This is a genomic window from Maribacter sp. 2-571 (genome assembly GCF_050589625.1).
Classification (GTDB): domain Bacteria; phylum Bacteroidota; class Bacteroidia; order Flavobacteriales; family Flavobacteriaceae; genus Pelagihabitans.
Genome location: NZ_JBNGOP010000030.1, coordinates 1 through 18,159 on the forward strand (window position 1 = coordinate 1; position 18,159 = coordinate 18,159).

Below are 18,159 nucleotides of genomic sequence, written 5' to 3' on the forward strand. Positions count from 1 at the left end.
TACGATACTATTGGAGGTCATTCTATGCACTTTAAGTTCTCCTAACTTATCCGCAATGCGTTTTCTCGAACTTATACCAATGCCACAATCGAAGCCTAGGAATAGCCCGCTTCGCTTTCTGGATTTGGACGTCCTAGGTTGAAAAGAATAGCCTAGAAAATCAAACTTGACGTTGTGGTATTTCCCTTTTCTGCGATAATCCTTACAGTACACTATTTTGGTCTTTTCCGGATGTAACTCCAACCCAATTCGGTGCATTCTGTTTTGGATGGCCTTTAGTGTTTGTTCTGCATGCTTTTGACTTTTACAGTTTACGATAACATCGTCGGCATAACGTGTATAGCTTACTGTTGTGTCAGTCTGTTCCAACCATCTGTCAAACCCGTAATGTAGAAAGAGGTTCGCCAATAAAGGGCTTATTACACCGCCCTGTGGCGTTCCTTTTCCTTGTTTTACGAACAATTTTCCAGTTTTGGTCATTACTGGGCATGCCAGCCAACGCGCTATATAGAGTCTGACCCATTTTTCGGGTACATGTCTCTCTACGGCAAGCATCAGTTTGTGGTGGTCGATGTTATCAAAGAACCCTTTAATGTCCAGATCGATCACCCAGTCTGTTTTCCAGCAGTTTTTCCTGACCTGTTCAAGTGCTTGATGCGCACTCTTTTTAGGTCTGTAACCAAATGAATTTTGACTGAATTCCTTTTCCAAACGAGGTTCTAGAAACATCTTGACCACCATTTGTCCAATTCGGTCACTTACGGTAGGTATTCCCAGTTTTCGGACTTTTCCGTCCTTTTTGGGAATCTCCACTTCTTTGACCGGAGGGGGGAAATAGCTTCCCGATGCCATACGGTTCCAGAGCTTATACAGGTTTCCGGACAGGTCGGTCTCGAATTGCTCGATACTGACCAGGTCTATACCTGCGCTTCCTTTGTTGGCTCGCACTCTCTTGTAAGCTTGCCATATCATGGCTTTGCTTATAGGTATCGATTTTGTTTCATCGCATAAAGTCATCCTCAAATAGTGAGTTGTTAAATGTAATGCAACTGTATAACCCAACCCCTTTGCTCCATTTCCATTACAGAAACTTCAACGCTACTACGGGTTGGTCCGTCCCTGAAAATAACTTCGGTATTCTACCTCTAGGTTGGGCCTATTGTGTATTTCCCTTAGCATTTATAGTCAGGTTCCCGAGTTCCGTAACCAAGCCTAGATAAAATTCATGCCCCCTGAATGACGCCTGCCGTATAGCCGATAAATAGGTAGTCGCTATACTCTTTAACTCCGTATCATACTTCGTAGCTTTTGACAGGGTGTACCTACTTCTCGACACCTCAAAAGGGGTTCACTTTCGTTCATCTCTTTTATCCATACCTGACCAATTCTTGATTAGTCGTCTCCTAAACGCTCAATACCATTGCTCTTTACAACAGCACCTTTAGGTGGTTTAACGCCTTCTCCTATAAAACGACGTTGGTGGGTCGGTTCCACCATCTTGATTACAGTTCACAACGAGTAATTTGCCGCTCGTTGCTTGCTCGGCACACTATGAAGCGTAGCATCCCGAAGGGTGCTATGATTTCATATACAGTGTTGGCGGTTCGTTATTCTTTTTTCTATTTCGTTATCTAGTTTTTCACAATAATATTTTACTTCATCAATGTATTGAATAATATCTTGATTTGATAAATCGGAGGCATCATCATTGTGGTGTAACACATTATTTCTTTTAACCACAATTTGATTTATAGAATCTTTCTTTTGCTTGAAGTCATCAATACCGTCTAATTCTATTCCAAACATTGCAAAAAGTTCCCTAGTCCTGAATGGATTACCTGAAATAAAGGCATCAAGGTCTTTCTTTTTTAATTTTATTGACAAATCTTCAAACCTAGCTTTTTTCTTGTCGAGTAAGCTTTGAACCTTGGAATCTGATTTATCTTTATTTTCAATACTCCAACGGATTAAGTTGTAAGGAAAGTTTTCACGAGTTATCCGATCATTGTAATCAATTATTAAAATTTCTAATCCATCTTTCAAATAGGTTTCCAAATACCCACAAAGGCTTATCAAAAATGATTTTGTAAGAAAGTTTGCATTTTCATATACAAAACTTAAAGGCTCCTCGGAAATGATAATTGCATTACAGTCATTTACAGTTTTTCTCAAGTCTTCAAGTTTTTCCTCAAAACTTTTAAAGACTTTAGTTTTCATCTATTTCATTAATTTTTTGATTCCACAATTCACGTCTTTTCAAAATTGAAGATTTATGTTGTAATCCGCCAGCAAGCGTTTTTTGAAAATCAGGGGTACCACACAACTCTTCAAATTTTTCTATCAAACTTTGTTTGTTTTGGTCTATAAATTCATCAGTAAAACTTTTAAAGCTGTGCATTATTAAGTCGTAATATGCGACACTTTGTCTTGGTTTATCTAAAGTTGTGTCCACAAATGGTCTTTCATAGGTTCTTAAGCATTTATCAAGAGTATTTAGGAAAGTCTCCTTCAAGTTTGCAGCGTCCTCGACCTCTATGTTCTGGTTGTTCGACATATATTTATCCAAGTATTCAGATAATTTACCATCGTAATCATCCAAATCGCTGTCCAAAGCAAAAAACCTTAGAATCAATTCTTCATTACTTCGATCATCTTTACTTTTACTATTCTGAAACTCCGCAATAAATTCGTTCTCGCCAAGTTCGGTTAGTAGACTGTCTAATGTTCCTGGGTAGATTGCGTGTCTAATTTCTTGATCAGTTAACTTTACAGCACCTTGATTAAGTCGAGCAAATATTTCGTGTACAAGTTCTTTAGGATTCTCTTTTCTTAATATTATACATCTTATAGTTGTACTTTCTAAGGTGCTTTTCAAATCACCTAACTCTGAAAACCTTTTTTCATTAAGTTCTGGATAGATTGTTAATCCTTCCAAAGCAAAATCATCATTGAAGTAGTTCTTGATTGTGGTTATTCGCTGTACACCGTCAATGACATTATGAAAGTTATTTTCGTTTTCGGCAAAATAACACGCAGGAATTGGAATTCGCATTAAGCAAGATTCAATAAACCGACTAGCTCTGACATTTCCATCTTTATCCCATTTGTATTTTCTTTGAAAATCTGGATTAAGAATTAATTTCGGAGGTTCAGAGTTTGCCCTCGAGACTAAGGTCTCAAATGGGTAGTCAATTGGATATAAATTCAGTATTTGCTTTTCGTTATTCATATTTTTGTTTTAATGACCGCCAACGATGGCGCTATGATTAGTGGCCCTTTTTCAGGCTAACATGTTTTTGGGCCATTAATTATAGCGCGTGTTGTTAGCCGTAAGTTATAAATAATCTTTGTTTAGTTGGTTTTACTAAGCATAGTTATAATCTAAATGAATAATATGCGTTTACAAACATTTACTCAAAAGAAGAATTATACGCTCTTTTTTGAATGTTTTTTACAAAAAGCTTTTTCTAATTCTTGTTCTCTATCCCAAAAAATAACTCCGAATTCCTTACAATTCCGTCTACCTTGTATGGCCAAATATTTATAGCGTGTAGGTTTAGATTTTATACCCACTAGTTTCATTATATCAACTATCGGTAGATTATTCTCCTTGTAATACGAGGCTGCCAATATAGCTTTTTGTTTGGCCTCCTTATTAAGGCCCTTCTTACGACACAGTTAAATTCCCCTTCGCCTTGCACTTTTAAGCCCAGCAGTTGTTCTTTCAATAATAATAGCTCTTTCCAATGGAGCTACAGCTCCAAAAAGCGTAATTACTAATTTACCCTGTGCTGATGTGGTATCTATAAACGGATCATTGATACTTCTAAATTTCACGCCCAATTTTTCAAATTGGTCAACCAACTTTAATAAATGTGAAATACTACGTGCAATTCTATCAAGCTTCCAAACAAGGACGGTCTCCCCTTCATGAAGTTTTGAAATCATCAAATCCAAATCATGACGTTCTGCTTTTGCGCCAGAAGAAATATCTCTAAAAATAAACTAATAGGCATACCGAAAAATGAATTTAGTAGGAGTTATGAACTGTAAAATATGATAGTTTACTTAAAACGGTCGGTTACCGCTACGATCGTACCTAGCTGTATCAGAGTATCGATTTTCAGTTCCTGGAAATAGAATGATCGGCACAGTTAAGCCGTCGTAGTTTCCACCGCCCTTATCACACCATCGATTACGGCATCCAAGGTATCCTGTACTTTCGGGTCGGTACAGTTGATCAGTATGGCGATTACCATTTGATTTTCGGGGTACACAAAAAAATTGGAATAGCCCCCCACCCCATTTCCGACATGTCCGTAGAATGAACGGCCCTTTTTATCCTGGCTTACCTGCCAACCCAAACCATAATAGGTAGGAACGTCGGCTATTCGTTGTGATGTCAGGAACGGTTCGATCAATGCCGGTGTCAGCACTTTCCCCTCCAAATAGGCCTGTCCCAATTTGGCAATATCCTCGGAAGTGGACAAATAGCCTCCCCCAGCCAGTTTGTAGTAATTGTTTACGGGAATGGCCTTTCGAAAACCAATACGGTTTTTACTGTAAAAGGAAGTTGGCGTCAAGCCACGTTCATTGTGTTCCTTGAGGGAGCCAAGGTTTCCGTGAGTTGTACCAGATGTTCCCTTGTAGTTTTCAGGGGCGAAAGTGGCCTGCATCCCCAGTGGTACCAATACCTTATTATATACATATTCCTCAAAAGCGATGCCACTGGCCTCCTGCATGGCCAGCGCGATCAATACCCAATCGTAACTGTTATACAGGTATTGCGTGCCAGGTTCGAATATCAAAGGGTCTTCCTTGAATATTGCGGCGCCTTCCCCTATTGAAAAGGGTTCGTTCAACCCATACTCCGCTCCCCGGTAACCCCGAATTCCCGCTGTATGACCTGCCAATTGCCGAATGGTAAAATCATACTTTTTTTTGGGATAATCGGGAACATATCGGTAAAAGGAGGCATCCAAATCGATAAGCCCCTCACCGACCATATGTGCCAAGGCCGTAGCTGCAATGGGTTTGGAAACGCTCGCTATCCTAAAAATCGTTTTTTCGGTATGTACCGGTTCTTGCCGTTCCATATCCGCGTAGCCATATCCGCGTTTTAGCAGTGTTTCACCATTTTTCAGCACCGTAACGGATATTCCGGGAACGCGACCTTCGTTGACCAAAGTATTCAATAGGGCATCGGCCTTGGCGAGTCCGGTCAGTTGTTCGGAATCGCCCAGAACCCTTTTTCTTGCAAAGAAGTTCTTAAAAAAAGACTTGATCGGATTCACGTTGTTTTATTTTTGAAATACACCACGGATACCGTTCACAGCTTGCACCACCGAAATACCAATGATGTTCTCCGCTGAAATGGTTTCTGATGCGTGTAATAGGAACACCTATCACTTTTAGCGACCTGTATCATTTTTATAGACCAATCGCCCCTTATACAACTCCTCAACGGCAACCGCTTCGGGGCGGCTGAAACTGATGACGTCTCCCGTGCCCCTGATCACTCCATTCAATGTCTCTTGCGGATCGATCAAAATATCATTGGAACCGCGATGGTTGAGGGTTACGTTCTGTGCTACCAACGCTTCCGCTTCGATACGGGAATCGCCGGCGGCGATAACAATTGACAAGGTTTCGGTGCTGCCCCTTAATTGAAAGTACGCAATTCCATTGACCGTTACCTGCAAATTTTCCGAAGCGACATCCAAATCAAAAACACCGTCGGTAGTCTCTGAGGTCGGGTCCGAAAAGCTCTCCGAAATCAACCGTAAATTGGGATAGGCCAAAACACCATCACTACGGATCGGCCATCCGGTACTGCTTCGTACTTCCGTAATATTGGGTGACGTAACATAAACTGTAGTTGCTCCGTATTCCCTAAAAAAATTACAATCGTTGGTATCGCGCAATAACAACCTACCGTCTACGACCTCGGCGCTTACTTCCTCCCTTAGATTCGCTCCCGTTTCTATTTCAACTTTTTGCTCCGTACCCTCTTGCAACACCAAAGTGATGTTTTCAAAAACCGTAATTGCGGTAAACGGTGCGACCATTACCGAATCGCGTACCGTATCCCCGCTGGCCTGAAAACAATCGGGGGCCGATTCGGAATTGCAGGAAACTAATAAACCAAAAAACAGTATTGTCAAAAAATATACGATGTATGGGAAACGACCTGGTCCGCAATGGCCTTCGGAACCGGACGCGTCCAGCAATCCCTTAGTGTTGCGGTATCCCTTATTTCCTTTTCGAACGTTAGTTTTTACCATTAGTATTTTTTAGGTCACAGTCGAATTCCGATGCCAAACTCCACCGCTTCCGCGGCGGCACCATGGGATTTCAGGGAAATTTCACCAAATAGCTTGTCCCCGAAATACCGTTTTAATCCCACCCGATTGTATACCCGCCCCTCAAAATCGAACGGATAATAGATATAGTACCCCAATTGGGTGGTAATACTGAGTTTATTTATAAAAAGTTCATGCCCTAAAAACAGCCCCACTCTTTTAAAATCGGTATCCGCGGCAATCTCGTTTTCTGGAAATGAAATGCTCTGATACCGTATCAGTTCCTTTAAAAAATTACTAAAAAACACATCCGTGCCCAACTGCAAGGCACTTTTACGGCCCAAGCGTTTGTCCACATAACCCGAAAAGATGTAAAAAGGAAACTGTCCAGCGCCGATGTTATCGCTCTCGTTAATGCCCGAACGAAAGGCAAGATTGTATCGAAACGGCTCGGTAAGTTGCTGTTTTTCCCGACTTACATAGGGCAGATCGGTACCACCGATATTGTAGACCAGCCCCAAGGTAAAGGCCAATGTATTGGTAGACGTATTGGGAGCTTTGACGTTTGCGTTGGAATAATGCACCACGCTAATACCCGCATTCAGCCCAAGATTCCTAAAAATACGTTGCTTGTGATAGTTCAGCATCATATAGGTACTGCTCAAAAAACGGGAACCGTAGGCATTGTTTCTAAAATTGGTAACCCTATCGTAGGGGTTGGTCGCATAGGCCAGGCCCTGTGCCACCCGAAACTGAAGGTTGCGCTTAAAAAAATAAAAGTTATAATGTGCGAACAGGCCGTAGGTTTTCCCCAAGGTAGCGCTTCGGGTATCTTGATATACAAAAGAAGCTCCCGCATCGGGGTAGTTGTATTCGCGTTCCCATTCGTTTTCACCAAACGTTTTTCGGTTATATCCCACGATAACACCTACGGGATGTTCCGTAATCAAATGGGAAATGTCGGTGTTGTGCAATAGAATGGAACCGTAAAACGGATTCACATCCAAGGTGTACCTTTTCGTTTTTGAAGGTTCTTGTGAAAAGGCTTTAATGCCCAAAAAAAGAAATACAAAAAGTACCCTTGTTCTCATGGGGTCCAAAGGTAAAACTATTCAAAGTTTATCGTTCCAGTTTTTTAAGGATTTTCCGGATCAAGGGTCAAACTCAAGTTCAAGTGTCAAGTTCAAACTCAAATGTCAAATTCAAATTCAAATTCAAATATCAAATTCAAGCTCAAACTCAAATTCAAACATTATCCATAACTCATAACGCATCACTTAATACTTATTACTCACTACTTTTTACTGAGATTTGAAAAAAGACCGCTTTGCTGAAAGAACAATGGAAAAGAGCACTTCGTCCAATCGAACTGAGGGAAAACCAGAAAAATGTCACTTCGAGCGCAGTCCAGAACCTAGGAACACAGAGAGGTCTCGACTCCGCTCGATCGGACAAAACGAGTACAGTTGAAACCTCCTTGGAAAAGGACAAAAGACAAGTTCAAGTTCAAATTCAAGTGTCAAACTCAAACTCAAACTCAAATTCAAGCATCACTCATGACGCATCACTTAATACTTATTACTGACTACTTTTTACCGAAATCTGAAAAAAGACCGCTGCGCTAAAGGAACAAAGACAAAAGACAAGTTCAAGCCCAAGTGTCAAACTCAAATTCAAACATCATTCATAACTCATAACGTATAACTTAGTACTAATCACCCACCACTTAATACTTATTACTCATTACTAAATACTCACTACTAAGTACTAACTACCAAACAAACCCCCATCAAAACAGCTCCTTTGCAATAGCCTTAATGTTATCCGATTTTCCCATGGAATAATAGTGCAATACCGGTACTCCGGCCGCTTTCAATTCTTTGGACTGCTGTATGGCCCACTCGATCCCTACCTTACGTACGTCCTTGTTATTTTTGCACGCTTCTACGCCGTCGATCAAATCTTGGGGAAGGTCGATCCGAAAAACTTGGGGGAGCAATTGCAAATGGCGTTTTACGGCAATGGGCTTGATTCCCGGAATAATGGGTACGGTAATACCCATTTCCTTTGCGGCTTCTACAAACTCAAAATACTTCTGATTGTCAAAAAACATTTGCGTCACCACATAGTCCGCCCCGGCATCTACCTTTTCCTTTAGGCGGATCAGATCCGATTTTAAGGATGGTGCCTCCAAATGCTTTTCGGGGTATCCCGCTACACCGATGCAGAAGTTTGAACAATCGTCGGTCTCGATTACCTCATGCAGGTATTTGCCACAGTTCAGGTCCTGAATTTGCGCTACAAGGTCCAGCGCAAAAGGATGACCGCCTTTGGTCGGCTTAAAATACTTCTCTTCCCGCATGGCGTCGCCCCTTAGCGCCATTACATTATCGATGCCCAAATAATGACAGTCTACCAACAGATACTCCGTTTCCTCCTTTGTAAAACCACCGCACAATACATGCGGCACGGTATCTACATCGTACTTGTGTTTTATAGAAGCGCAAATACCCACGGTTCCCGGTCGCATTCGGGTCAACTTTTTGTCCAACAGCCCTTCGCGATCAATGTATACGTACTCCTCACGCGATGTGGTCACATCAATAAACGGCGGATCGAACTCCATCAGCGGGTCAATATTATCGTACAACTCCTGAATGCTGCGCCCTTTTACCGGTGGTATAATTTCGAAGGAAAAAAGCGTTTTCCCTTTTGAGCTTTCTATATGATCGGTTACTTTCATAATCGGTTTCCCGTTCCAGGGCCTTCAAAGAACTCCTGTGATTTCGAGATTATTTTTAAGTTAATATATCTTCATTTTTATTCGGACGTTGCCTTTCGGCCGGGCTTTTGGCAGTCGCATCCCAAAAAAATGGGAGTGCTCCAACAATGCCGCAATCCCTAACGCGACCATAAACCCATAAAGTGGCCTATTTTGTAAAACCAACCCTACTCCTCCGCAATATTTGGCGCCAACCACTTGCGGGCCTCCTCAATCGGGATGCCCTTTCTGGAGGCAAAATCAGAAACTTGGTCGTCCTTTATTTTTCCCAGTCCAAAATACCGCGCTTCCGGATTCGCAAAATAATATCCGCTTACCGAAGCTGCCGGCCACATGGCCAAACTTTCGGTCAATTGTACCCCAATGCGTTCCTCTACCTGTAATACTTCCCAAATGGTCAACTTTTCCAAATGATCGGGACAGGCAGGGTATCCCGGGGCGGGGCGTATTCCTTTATACTTTTCATTGATCAACTCCTCATTGCTCAGTTGCTCCTTGCCGGCATACCCCCAATGGTTCAAACGCACCTCTTTGTGCAGGTATTCCGCAAATGCCTCGGCAAATCGATCCGCAAGGGCCTTGACCATAATGGCGCTATAGTCATCCAGGTTTTTCTCATAACCGGCTGCAAGTTCGGCGGTCCCAAAACCTGTAGTCACACAAAAACAGCCCATGTAATCGGAAATTCCCGTTTCCTTTGGGGCTATAAAATCGGCCAACGCATAATCGGGCACTCCCGCTTTTCGTTGTAACTGTTGGCGCAGGGTCCGAAACAGGTAAGTGGCTTCCCCAGCTTGTACCTCAATATCGTCTTCTACTACGGTATTGGCCGGAAAAAGGCCAAAAACACCTTTTGCGGTCAACTGCTTTTCGGATAAAATTGTTTTGAGCATTTCCTGGGCATCGTCGAACAGTTCTTGGGCCTGGGTACCGACGACCGTATCCGTTAAAATTGCGGGATACTTGCCATGCAGGTCCCAACTTCTAAAAAATGGGGTCCAATCGATAAAGGGGACCAATTTTTCCAGATCCAGAGTTTCAATGACTTGGATGCCCATGGTATTGGGGGTTGAAATGGACGCCCTTTCCCAATCGATTTGAAATTTGTTGGCCCTTGCCGCGGAAAGCGTTTTATATTCCTTTTTAACGGATCGCTTTAAAAACTTGTCCCGAAAAACGGCATATTCCTCTTTTAAATCGTTTTTGTACCGATCGCCCGTTTCTTTTTGCAGCAGGTCCCCCACTACGGTCACCGCTCGCGAGGCATCGTTTACGTGTACCACCGCCGCTTTATACTGTGGATCTATTTTTACAGCGGTATGGGCCTTGCTGGTGGTCGCCCCACCGATCAACAAGGGAATATGAAAATTTTTACGGTTCATTTCCTTTGCCAAGTGCACCATCTCGTCCAATGACGGGGTAATCAGTCCGCTCAAACCAATGATATCCACATTGTGTTCAATGGCGGCATCGATAATTTTTTCGGGAGGCACCATTACCCCCAGATCAACAATTTCATAGTTATTACAGGCCAACACAACGCTCACAATGTTCTTGCCGATATCGTGCACATCTCCTTTGACGGTGGCCATTAGAATTTTTCCGGCGCCATCGGCTTGATCGGCCTGCGGGTTGTTTCGTTTTTCCTCTTCAATATAGGGCAATAGGTAGGCTACGGCTTTTTTCATGACCCGTGCCGATTTCACCACCTGTGGCAGAAACATTTTACCGCTACCGAACAGATCGCCCACAACGTTCATCCCCGTCATTAAGTGACCCTCGATCACCTCAATGGGTTTGGCCACGCTTGTCCGTGCTTCCTCTACATCTTCGACAATATATTGATCGATACCCTTTACCAAGGCCCGGGTCACCCGGTTCTGTAAGGGTTCTTCCCTCCAGGAAAGGTCTACCGTACTTTCCTTGGCCTTACCGACCACCGATTCCGCAAAGGTGAGCAAACGCTCCGTGGCATCGTCCCTTCTATTTAAAATAACGTCCTCTACGTGCTCCAGTAGGTCTTTGGGAATGGCATCATATACCTCCAACATGCTAGGGTTTACGATACCGATATTCATCCCCGCTTTTATGGCATGGTATAGGAATACCGAGTGCATGGCTTCCCGAACGGGATTGTTCCCCCGAAAACTAAAGGATACATTGCTCACCCCACCACTAACGCTGGCATAAGGTAAATTTTCCCGTACCCAGCGGGTGGCCTCGATAAAATCGATGGCATTTAACCGGTGTTCGTCCATTCCGGTAGCGACCGGAAAGATGTTCAAATCAAAAATGATATCCTCGGGCGAAAAACCCACCTGATGTACCAAAATGTCATATGACCTTTTGGAAATTTCTATTCTTCGATCGTAATTATCGGCCTGCCCAACTTCGTCAAAAGCCATTACGATTACCGCGGCCCCATATCGTTTTATAAGTTTGGCCTGTTGTATAAACTGTGCCTCGCCCTCTTTTAAACTGATCGAGTTTACCACACACTTCCCTTGAACCACCTGCAGTCCCGCTTCAATAATGTCCCATTTGGAACTATCGATCATTATGGGTACCCGGGCAATGTCGGGTTCTGCGATCACAAGGTTCAGAAACTTGACCATGGCCTCCTTGCCATCGATCAAACCATCGTCCATGTTGATGTCGATGATCTGGGCACCTCCTTCCACCTGCTCTCGGGCAACGTCCAAGGCCTCCTCAAATTTTTCCTCCTTGATCAGCCGCAGAAATTTTTTGGACCCGGCAACGTTCGTTCGTTCCCCAACGTTCACAAAATTGCTTTCCGGGGTAATCACCAAAGGTTCCAATCCCGATAATTTCAGGTACCTGGGGTTTTCATTCGTTACGGTAGAACTGTTGTTCACGATATTCGTTTCTGTACTCATTATTGATAGTGCAATACTTCTGGGAAGGGTTCATAAAAATGATGTAACAAACGCTTCCATTCCTGATACTGATCGGATTGTCGAAATCCTATTTCATGGTCTTCCAAGGTTTCCCAATGGACCAATAAAAGGTATCGGTCTTTTTTTTCGATACCTATTTTTAGTTCATGGGAACAATAGCCCTTTATAGAAGCTATTAGCGGCCCTGCCTTCCTAAACTGCTCCTCGAAGGCTTGTGCCTGTCCCGCTCTAATGCACAATTCGGCCATTTCCAGTATCATATACTCATTTGTCTTTCCCCTAAAACCCGTGGTCGATATGCTTTTACCAAAGTCGCTATTTCAGAAATATGTTCGGGGGTGGTACCACAACATCCACCTACGATATTAACCAGACCTTTCTCTACATATTCCTTTATTTGCGCGGCCATTTGCTCGGGCGTTTCATCATACTCTCCAAAGGCATTGGGCAAGCCTGCGTTAGGGTGTGCCGATACGGCATAATCGGTACGATTGGACAACACCTCCAAGTGCGGGACCAGCTGACTGGCGCCCAACGCACAGTTGAACCCTACGGACAATATGGGAATATGGGATATCGAAATTAAAAACGCTTCGGCCGTCTGCCCCGAAAGGGTCCTGCCCGATGCATCGGTAATGGTTCCGCTTACCATAATCGGCACATTTATCTGCCGTTCTTCCTTTACTTCCTCTATGGCAAAAAGGGCCGCTTTTGCGTTAAGGGTATCGAATATGGTCTCCACCAAAAGAATATCGGAACCTCCGTCCAACAGTGCCTCCACCTGCTGCTTGTACGCTATTCGCAATTCATCGAATGAAATGGCCCTGTACCCGGGATCGTTTACATCGGGCGACATACTCGCCGTTTTGTTCGTGGGCCCTATGCTGCCTGCCACAAAACGCGGTTTATCGGGCTCTTTAGCAGTAAATTCATCGGCTACTTCCCTTGCGATCCGAGCGGACTCATAGTTCAATTCGTACACCAAACTTTCCATATGGTAATCGGCCATGGCGATGGTGGTACCCGAGAACGTATTGGTCTCCACGATATCGGCCCCGGCCTCAAAATACTTGGCATGTACCGCAGCAATGGCCTCCGGTTGGGTCAATGACAACAAATCGTTATTGCCCTGTAACGGATGCTCCCAATCCTTAAATCGTTCCCCTCGAAAATCGGCTTCTTGAAATTTATACCGTTGCAACATGGTTCCCATGGCCCCGTCCAATATGAGGATCCGTTCCTTCAAAATATCTTGAATGTCACGCATAGTTTTATTCTAAATTCGTCGTTCGACCGCTTCCAACGGCGCATTGGCCATCAGTGCTAGATGAAATGATATCAAGTAAAAGGTAGGAGTATATGCTCTTTTGTTATCTATTCTTAGTTCGGTCTTACATACCGAATGCATACCGGTCCATACCAGTTTTATAGCTTTAAGATAGAATGTAGCACCTTCTTAGGTTCCGAGAGAATACGGACTATACCAAAGGGTTGCTAAGGTTTCAAAGGGTCTAATCCCTCCACCTTTCTTGATAACGCTTTTCAGATTTTTAATGAACTGATTACAAAGTAACGCCACAGGGCTTTCAAAAGCAAGGAAAGTAGGCGGTTTTTACATCCTATGCGGAGAAGAATGCACTATGGCAGTACCTTTTAAAAGTATCGCGATAATCCATGTTTTCCAAAAAAAAAAGCAAAAACCACTTAGCCCTACATCATCCAGCCCCACCACCAATTTATACCATTTTTGCTTTGAAATCACCCAAATGAAAAGCCGTCATTTTTTGCTTAGGCGAAAAAGAAAAATCAAGCATAGCAGTAGCTATGGTTGATTTTTATTTTGAAGTATAAGAGGAAAAGGGCAATTTTTAATGGGTAATTTCAAGATAGAAATGGTATTGTATCATTTTATCCTTGCCCTGGTGTTACGATCATCGGTAATAGACCACACACAAAGCTATGAACAAAAAAGGCCTTCAGATACGATTATGTATGGTGAAGGCCCTAAGTTAAAATCCGTTGGAAATGAAGTGGTTTACAGAATGCTTTGTACTACTTCTTTTTTTGCTTCTTTTTTACTGCCATCAAAACCTTCGACACCACCTACCGTGGTATACTTCATTACAAAGCGCTTTCCAGGATTGATCAATTGATAGGCATATTGACACATGACGGCGGCCTCATGGAAGCCTGAAAGTATCAATTTCAATTTTCCTTCATAGGTATTGACGTCACCTATCGCAAAAACGCCCGGGATATTGGTTTGATAATCTTTGGCGTTGTTGACCTTTATGGCATTGCGCTCTATCTCCAACCCCCAGTTACCAATGGGTCCCAATTTGGGCGATAATCCGAACAATGGAATAAAGGCATCCGCTTCCACATACGTTTCTCCCTTCTCTTCCTTATTGTGCTTCACCACTACCGCTTCAAGGTGTTCATCGCCATACAGCTTTTTCACCTCTGCTTCGGTAATCAGTTTTATTTTTCCCTGTTTGGCCAATACACTGGCTTTTTCCACAGAGTCCAAAGCGCCCCTGAACTCGTTTCTTCGGTGTACCAAGGTAACTTCGGAAGCAACATCGGCCAAGAAAATGGACCAATCCAAAGCGGAGTCCCCACCACCTGCAATGACCACTTTTTTATCACGATATACCTCCGGATCTTTAATAATATAGGCTACCCCTTTATCCTCAAAATCGGTGATGTTCGCAATGGGCGGCTTTCTTGGTTCGAACGAGCCTAGGCCACCGGCGATAACCACCACAGGTGCTTGATGCCGAGTCCCTTTGTTCGTGGTAACGATAAAGGATCCGTCCTCCTGCTTCTCCAAGGTTTCCGCGCGTTCCCCAAGGGTAAATCCTGCGTCAAACGGCTTGATCTGCTCCATCAGGTTGGATACGAGGTCACCCGCCAAAATCTCCGGAAAGGCCGGAATATCATAGATGGGCTTTTTGGGATATATTTCCGAACATTGCCCTCCCGCTTGCGGCAAAGCATCGATAAGATGGCATTTCAGCTTTAAAAGACCGGCCTCAAAAACGGTAAAAAGTCCTGTTGGGCCAGCGCCAATTATAAGAATATCTGTCTGTATCATATTCACGTTGTTTAAACGATATCCGGAATACCGGATGTTATACTTTTTGTTATCGGACGAACATCGGAACCAAGAGATGTCCGTCTCACATTATTTCTTTTTTTGATTCCCGGCCTTATGGCGTAAAATCAAATTTGTACTTCCTCCGCATTGACCGCATTGGTAATCCCTGCTAGTTTTTCCCTATGGCGAACCACTTCCCCAATAATAATTATGGCAGGGTTTTTCAGTTCTTGCGACCTCACAATAGCTTCGATACCCGCTATAGTACCGATAGCAATGCGTTCATCGGGTCGCGTGCCGTTTTGGATGATGGCAATTGGCGTATCGCCTTTGTTTTCTCCCACGAACAAGGACACAATTTCATTTAGTTTCCCCATTCCCATCAATATGACAACGGTGGCATCGCTCTTCGCCGCCAAAGCAACATCTGTCGATAGTTTATGGGCCTTGGTCGTTCCCGTTATTACCCAAAAACTCTCGGTGGCCCCACGTTTGGTGACCGGTATGTTTTGGGAAGCCGGCACCGCCAAGCATGAGGACACTCCCGGAACCATATGTACCGCCAATCCATTTGCCGCTGCGTACTCCATTTCTTCGGCGCCCCTTCCAAACACAAAGGGATCACCGCCCTTCAAACGGACCACATGCCCATGTGAACGGGCCCGTTCTATAATCAGTTCATTGATCTGTTGTTGTTGATACGCGTAACATCCCCTACGTTTTCCAACAAAAATATGCTCCGCAACGGGGGCGTACTCCAACAACTCGGGGGCTACCAATGCATCGTACAGCACCACATCCGCATTTTGCAATGCTTTTATGGCTTTCAAGGTAATGAGCTCTACATCACCCGGACCCGCTCCCACAACCGTGAGTTTTGGTGCCGTTCCCGAATCGGATCCGTGCATTGCCTTGTTCTGATCAGTGGACAGCTGTTTCATTTTATGCTTCTTGAAGTTCGCTGGTCCTGAACGCTTCCGCAGCTTTTAAAAAGACTTTGGCATCGTTCATATAGCTTTTTGCGAAGGCTTCACTAGGAGCGTTCTTGTTCAGTTGCAACACCAAATTTTCAAAACCGCCCTGAATAGCGATCCTATCGGTCGCTACAAACTTTTCATCAAAATCCTTAATGATAGCGGCATGGGTATTGGTCTTGGTTTTTTCGGCTGTAAGCAACGCTTTGGCCGAATTGACCATGGAGGTATAGGAATAGTAGATGCTGGCCGCCCATCTGTCATTGTTGAACGCGTCTTGGGCCTGTTCTATTTTTTCCTCGCTTTCCAACAACAAGGTCGCTACCAAATCGATTACGACTCCTGCGCATTCCCCTACTCCGATCGCTTTTTTATAGGTATCCGTGGTCCCCCAATCGATAAAATCTTCTGGTGTCAGGTTGTCGATCTGGGTCAAGGGCTTTAACAGATCGTAAAAATAATGTTCCCCTTTTTCGGTATAGTACACGGCATAGTCCGAGCCATTTCCGTTCGCCTCAAAATCGTCCAAAATAAGTCGTAATGCCTGTGGCCCACGCTTGCTCGGTATTTTTACCACCTTATCCGCAAAGCGCGCTTTACCGTTTCCAAAATTGCCGCCGCCCAAAAGCACCTGTAGTGCCGGAGCTACCAGTTTATCCTTGGTACGGATACTCATCCCTTGAAACCCGATATGGGCCATATTGTGCTGCCCACAGGCATTCATACAACCGCTGATCTTGATCACCACATCGGCGTTATTACGATATTGGGGATATTCTTCCTTGATAACGCTTTCCAGTTTTTCGGCGATACCGGTACTGCTGGCTATTCCCAAATTACAGGTATCGGTTCCCGGACAAGCGGTAATATCCACCGCTTTGTTGTACCCCGCTTCGGCAAAACCCAACTTTTCAAGTGCCGTATAGAAAAAGGGCAGTGCATTTTCCGCAACAAAGGGTATCAATATATTCTGGCGCAAGGACAGGCGTATCTCACCGGCCGCATATTGTTCGACCAAATTGGCCAACAAACGCGCTTTATCGGTATAAAAATCCCCAAGCAACACTTTGATGCCTACGGCAACGTAACCCGGTTGTTTTTGCGGTATCACATTGGTTGCTTTCCATTGCTCAAAAGCCTTAACATCCTTAATAGCTACCTCCGGTATGGCAGCGGTAGCGACCTGTACCCTCGGATAGCTGTCCGCATCGATAGCAACGGTGCTAAAGGGCAAGGCCGTTTTTTCGGCAGCCAAAAGCTCCTTAAAGCCATCGAGTCCCAAATCCTTCAACAAAAATTTCATCCGCGCCTTGGCTCGGCTTTTTCGTTCGCCATAGCGGTCAAAAACGCGTACAACGGTTTCCATCAAAGGAATAATTTCGTCCGTAGGCAAAAATTCGAACAAGGTATCGGCATGTCGCGGTTGCGACCCCAAGCCGCCCCCCAGCATCACTTTGAAACCTCGAACACCATTGCTCAACTTGGCGATAAAGCCTAAATCGTGCATATAGGAAAGACCGGTATCCGCATCGCTAGCCGAAAAGGAAACCTTGAACTTCCGTCCCATTTCCTGACTTATCGGATTCCTTAAAAAGTATTTGAACACGGCATCGGCATATGGGGAAACATCAAAGGGTTCGTCCACATCGATACCGGCGGTTTCACTTGCGGTTACGTTTCTGACCGTATTTCCACAGGCTTCCCTTAGTGTTACCTCATCTTTTTCCAATTCGGCCCAAAGCTCCGGTGTACGGTTCAGGTCCACATAATGAATCTGGATGTCCTGTCTTGTAGTAATGTGCAAACGTCCCCGGGAATACTCGTCCGAAACATCACAAATACGACGTAATTGCCGCGCCGTAACCTTACCGTAAGGCAGCTTGATACGAATCATCTGTACGCCTTGCTGTCGCTGACCATAAACGCCGCGCGCCAAGCGAAGGCTACGAAATTTTTCTTCGTCGATCTTACCGTCATGGAATCGCTGAATCTTTGTTGCCAGTTCAACGATATCCTTCTCTACAATGGGATCCTCTATCTCTGTTCTAAAACTTTGCATTTCTTTTTCTATAATGGTCGGACA

General features: G+C 44.1%; 14 protein-coding genes and 1 riboswitch. All 14 genes read right to left on the bottom strand.

Annotation, left to right across the window (positions count from 1 at the left end; all coding sequences use genetic code 11):
- Positions 1-972, bottom strand: a 972-nt coding sequence (gene ltrA, locus ACRD7P_RS17570) for a group II intron reverse transcriptase/maturase (protein ID WP_430908991.1), incomplete at its 3' end; no start/stop codon positions are given.
- 612 nt (positions 973-1,584) lie between these two features.
- Entirely contained in the window at positions 1,585-2,217 is a 633-nt protein-coding gene (locus ACRD7P_RS17575; protein WP_430908992.1) for a HEPN domain-containing protein, read from the bottom strand.
- Positions 2,207-3,229: a DUF262 domain-containing protein gene (locus ACRD7P_RS17580; protein ID WP_430908994.1), complete on the bottom strand. Its 1,023-nt coding sequence runs from the start codon at positions 3,227-3,229 to the stop codon at positions 2,207-2,209. The genes ACRD7P_RS17575 and ACRD7P_RS17580 overlap by 11 nt, the downstream gene beginning before the upstream one ends.
- Positions 3,230-3,678: 449 nt before the next feature.
- The gene (locus tag ACRD7P_RS17585; protein ID WP_430909045.1) at positions 3,679-4,002 is read right to left on the bottom strand and encodes a recombinase family protein; all 324 of its coding nucleotides are present in this window, start codon (positions 4,000-4,002) and stop codon (positions 3,679-3,681) included.
- 152 nt (positions 4,003-4,154) lie between these two features.
- On the bottom strand, positions 4,155-5,294 hold the full coding sequence (locus ACRD7P_RS17590) for a serine hydrolase domain-containing protein (protein WP_430908995.1): 1,140 nt from the start codon (positions 5,292-5,294) through the stop codon (positions 4,155-4,157).
- A gap of 117 nt (positions 5,295-5,411) precedes the next feature.
- Positions 5,412-6,284, bottom strand: coding sequence for a head GIN domain-containing protein (locus ACRD7P_RS17595; protein ID WP_430908996.1), 873 nt, complete (start codon positions 6,282-6,284; stop codon positions 5,412-5,414).
- Positions 6,285-6,298: 14 nt separating this feature from the next.
- On the bottom strand, positions 6,299-7,393 hold the full coding sequence (locus ACRD7P_RS17600) for an acyloxyacyl hydrolase (protein ID WP_430908997.1): 1,095 nt from the start codon (positions 7,391-7,393) through the stop codon (positions 6,299-6,301).
- Between the two features lie 698 nt (positions 7,394-8,091).
- Positions 8,092-9,045 (bottom strand): methylenetetrahydrofolate reductase [NAD(P)H], encoded by a 954-nt coding sequence (metF, locus tag ACRD7P_RS17605; protein WP_430908999.1) that lies wholly within the window; start codon positions 9,043-9,045, stop codon positions 8,092-8,094.
- Positions 9,046-9,251: 206 nt separating this feature from the next.
- Positions 9,252-11,981 carry a methionine synthase gene (gene metH / locus ACRD7P_RS17610; RefSeq protein WP_430909000.1) on the bottom strand — a complete coding sequence of 910 codons (2,730 nt, stop codon included), beginning with the start codon at positions 11,979-11,981 and terminating at the stop codon, positions 9,252-9,254.
- Positions 11,981-12,262 (bottom strand): antibiotic biosynthesis monooxygenase family protein, encoded by a 282-nt coding sequence (locus ACRD7P_RS17615; RefSeq protein WP_430909001.1) that lies wholly within the window; start codon positions 12,260-12,262, stop codon positions 11,981-11,983. The genes metH and ACRD7P_RS17615 overlap by 1 nt, the downstream gene beginning before the upstream one ends.
- The gene (locus ACRD7P_RS17620) at positions 12,259-13,269 is read right to left on the bottom strand and encodes a homocysteine S-methyltransferase family protein (RefSeq protein WP_430909002.1); all 1,011 of its coding nucleotides are present in this window, start codon (positions 13,267-13,269) and stop codon (positions 12,259-12,261) included. Before ACRD7P_RS17620 ends, ACRD7P_RS17615 begins: the two co-directional genes overlap by 4 nt.
- A gap of 155 nt (positions 13,270-13,424) precedes the next feature.
- Positions 13,425-13,541, bottom strand: a riboswitch (SAM riboswitch).
- A 496-nt stretch (positions 13,542-14,037) separates the two neighbouring features.
- Complete coding sequence (locus ACRD7P_RS17625) at positions 14,038-15,099, bottom strand: NAD(P)/FAD-dependent oxidoreductase (protein WP_430909003.1); 1,062 nt, start codon at positions 15,097-15,099, stop codon at positions 14,038-14,040.
- A 128-nt stretch (positions 15,100-15,227) separates the two neighbouring features.
- Complete coding sequence (gene cobA / locus ACRD7P_RS17630; protein WP_430909046.1) at positions 15,228-16,010, bottom strand: uroporphyrinogen-III C-methyltransferase; 783 nt, start codon at positions 16,008-16,010, stop codon at positions 15,228-15,230.
- 34 nt (positions 16,011-16,044) lie between these two features.
- A complete protein-coding gene (locus ACRD7P_RS17635; protein ID WP_430909004.1) occupies positions 16,045-18,135 on the bottom strand; it encodes a nitrite reductase in 2,091 nt (696 codons plus the stop codon).
- Between the last annotated feature and the right edge of the window lie 24 nt (positions 18,136-18,159).

What these genes read in the sequence shown, in the direction of transcription:
- ACRD7P_RS17575 (WP_430908992.1), bottom strand. Translation starts at nt 2,217, where the DNA reads ATGAAAACTAAAGTCTTTAAAAGTTTTGAGGAAAAACTTGAAGACTTG.
- ACRD7P_RS17580 (WP_430908994.1), bottom strand. Translation starts at nt 3,229, where the DNA reads ATGAATAACGAAAAGCAAATACTGAATTTATATCCAATTGACTACCCA.
- ACRD7P_RS17595 (WP_430908996.1), bottom strand. Translation starts at nt 6,284, where the DNA reads ATGGTAAAAACTAACGTTCGAAAAGGAAATAAGGGATACCGCAACACT.
- ACRD7P_RS17600 (WP_430908997.1), bottom strand. Translation starts at nt 7,393, where the DNA reads ATGAGAACAAGGGTACTTTTTGTATTTCTTTTTTTGGGCATTAAAGCC.
- metF (WP_430908999.1), bottom strand. Translation starts at nt 9,045, where the DNA reads ATGAAAGTAACCGATCATATAGAAAGCTCAAAAGGGAAAACGCTTTTT.
- metH (WP_430909000.1), bottom strand. Translation starts at nt 11,981, where the DNA reads ATGAGTACAGAAACGAATATCGTGAACAACAGTTCTACCGTAACGAAT.
- ACRD7P_RS17615 (WP_430909001.1), bottom strand. Translation starts at nt 12,262, where the DNA reads ATGATACTGGAAATGGCCGAATTGTGCATTAGAGCGGGACAGGCACAA.
- ACRD7P_RS17620 (WP_430909002.1), bottom strand. Translation starts at nt 13,269, where the DNA reads ATGCGTGACATTCAAGATATTTTGAAGGAACGGATCCTCATATTGGAC.
- ACRD7P_RS17625 (WP_430909003.1), bottom strand. Translation starts at nt 15,099, where the DNA reads ATGATACAGACAGATATTCTTATAATTGGCGCTGGCCCAACAGGACTT.
- cobA (WP_430909046.1), bottom strand. Translation starts at nt 16,010, where the DNA reads ATGCACGGATCCGATTCGGGAACGGCACCAAAACTCACGGTTGTGGGA.
- ACRD7P_RS17635 (WP_430909004.1), bottom strand. Translation starts at nt 18,135, where the DNA reads ATGCAAAGTTTTAGAACAGAGATAGAGGATCCCATTGTAGAGAAGGAT.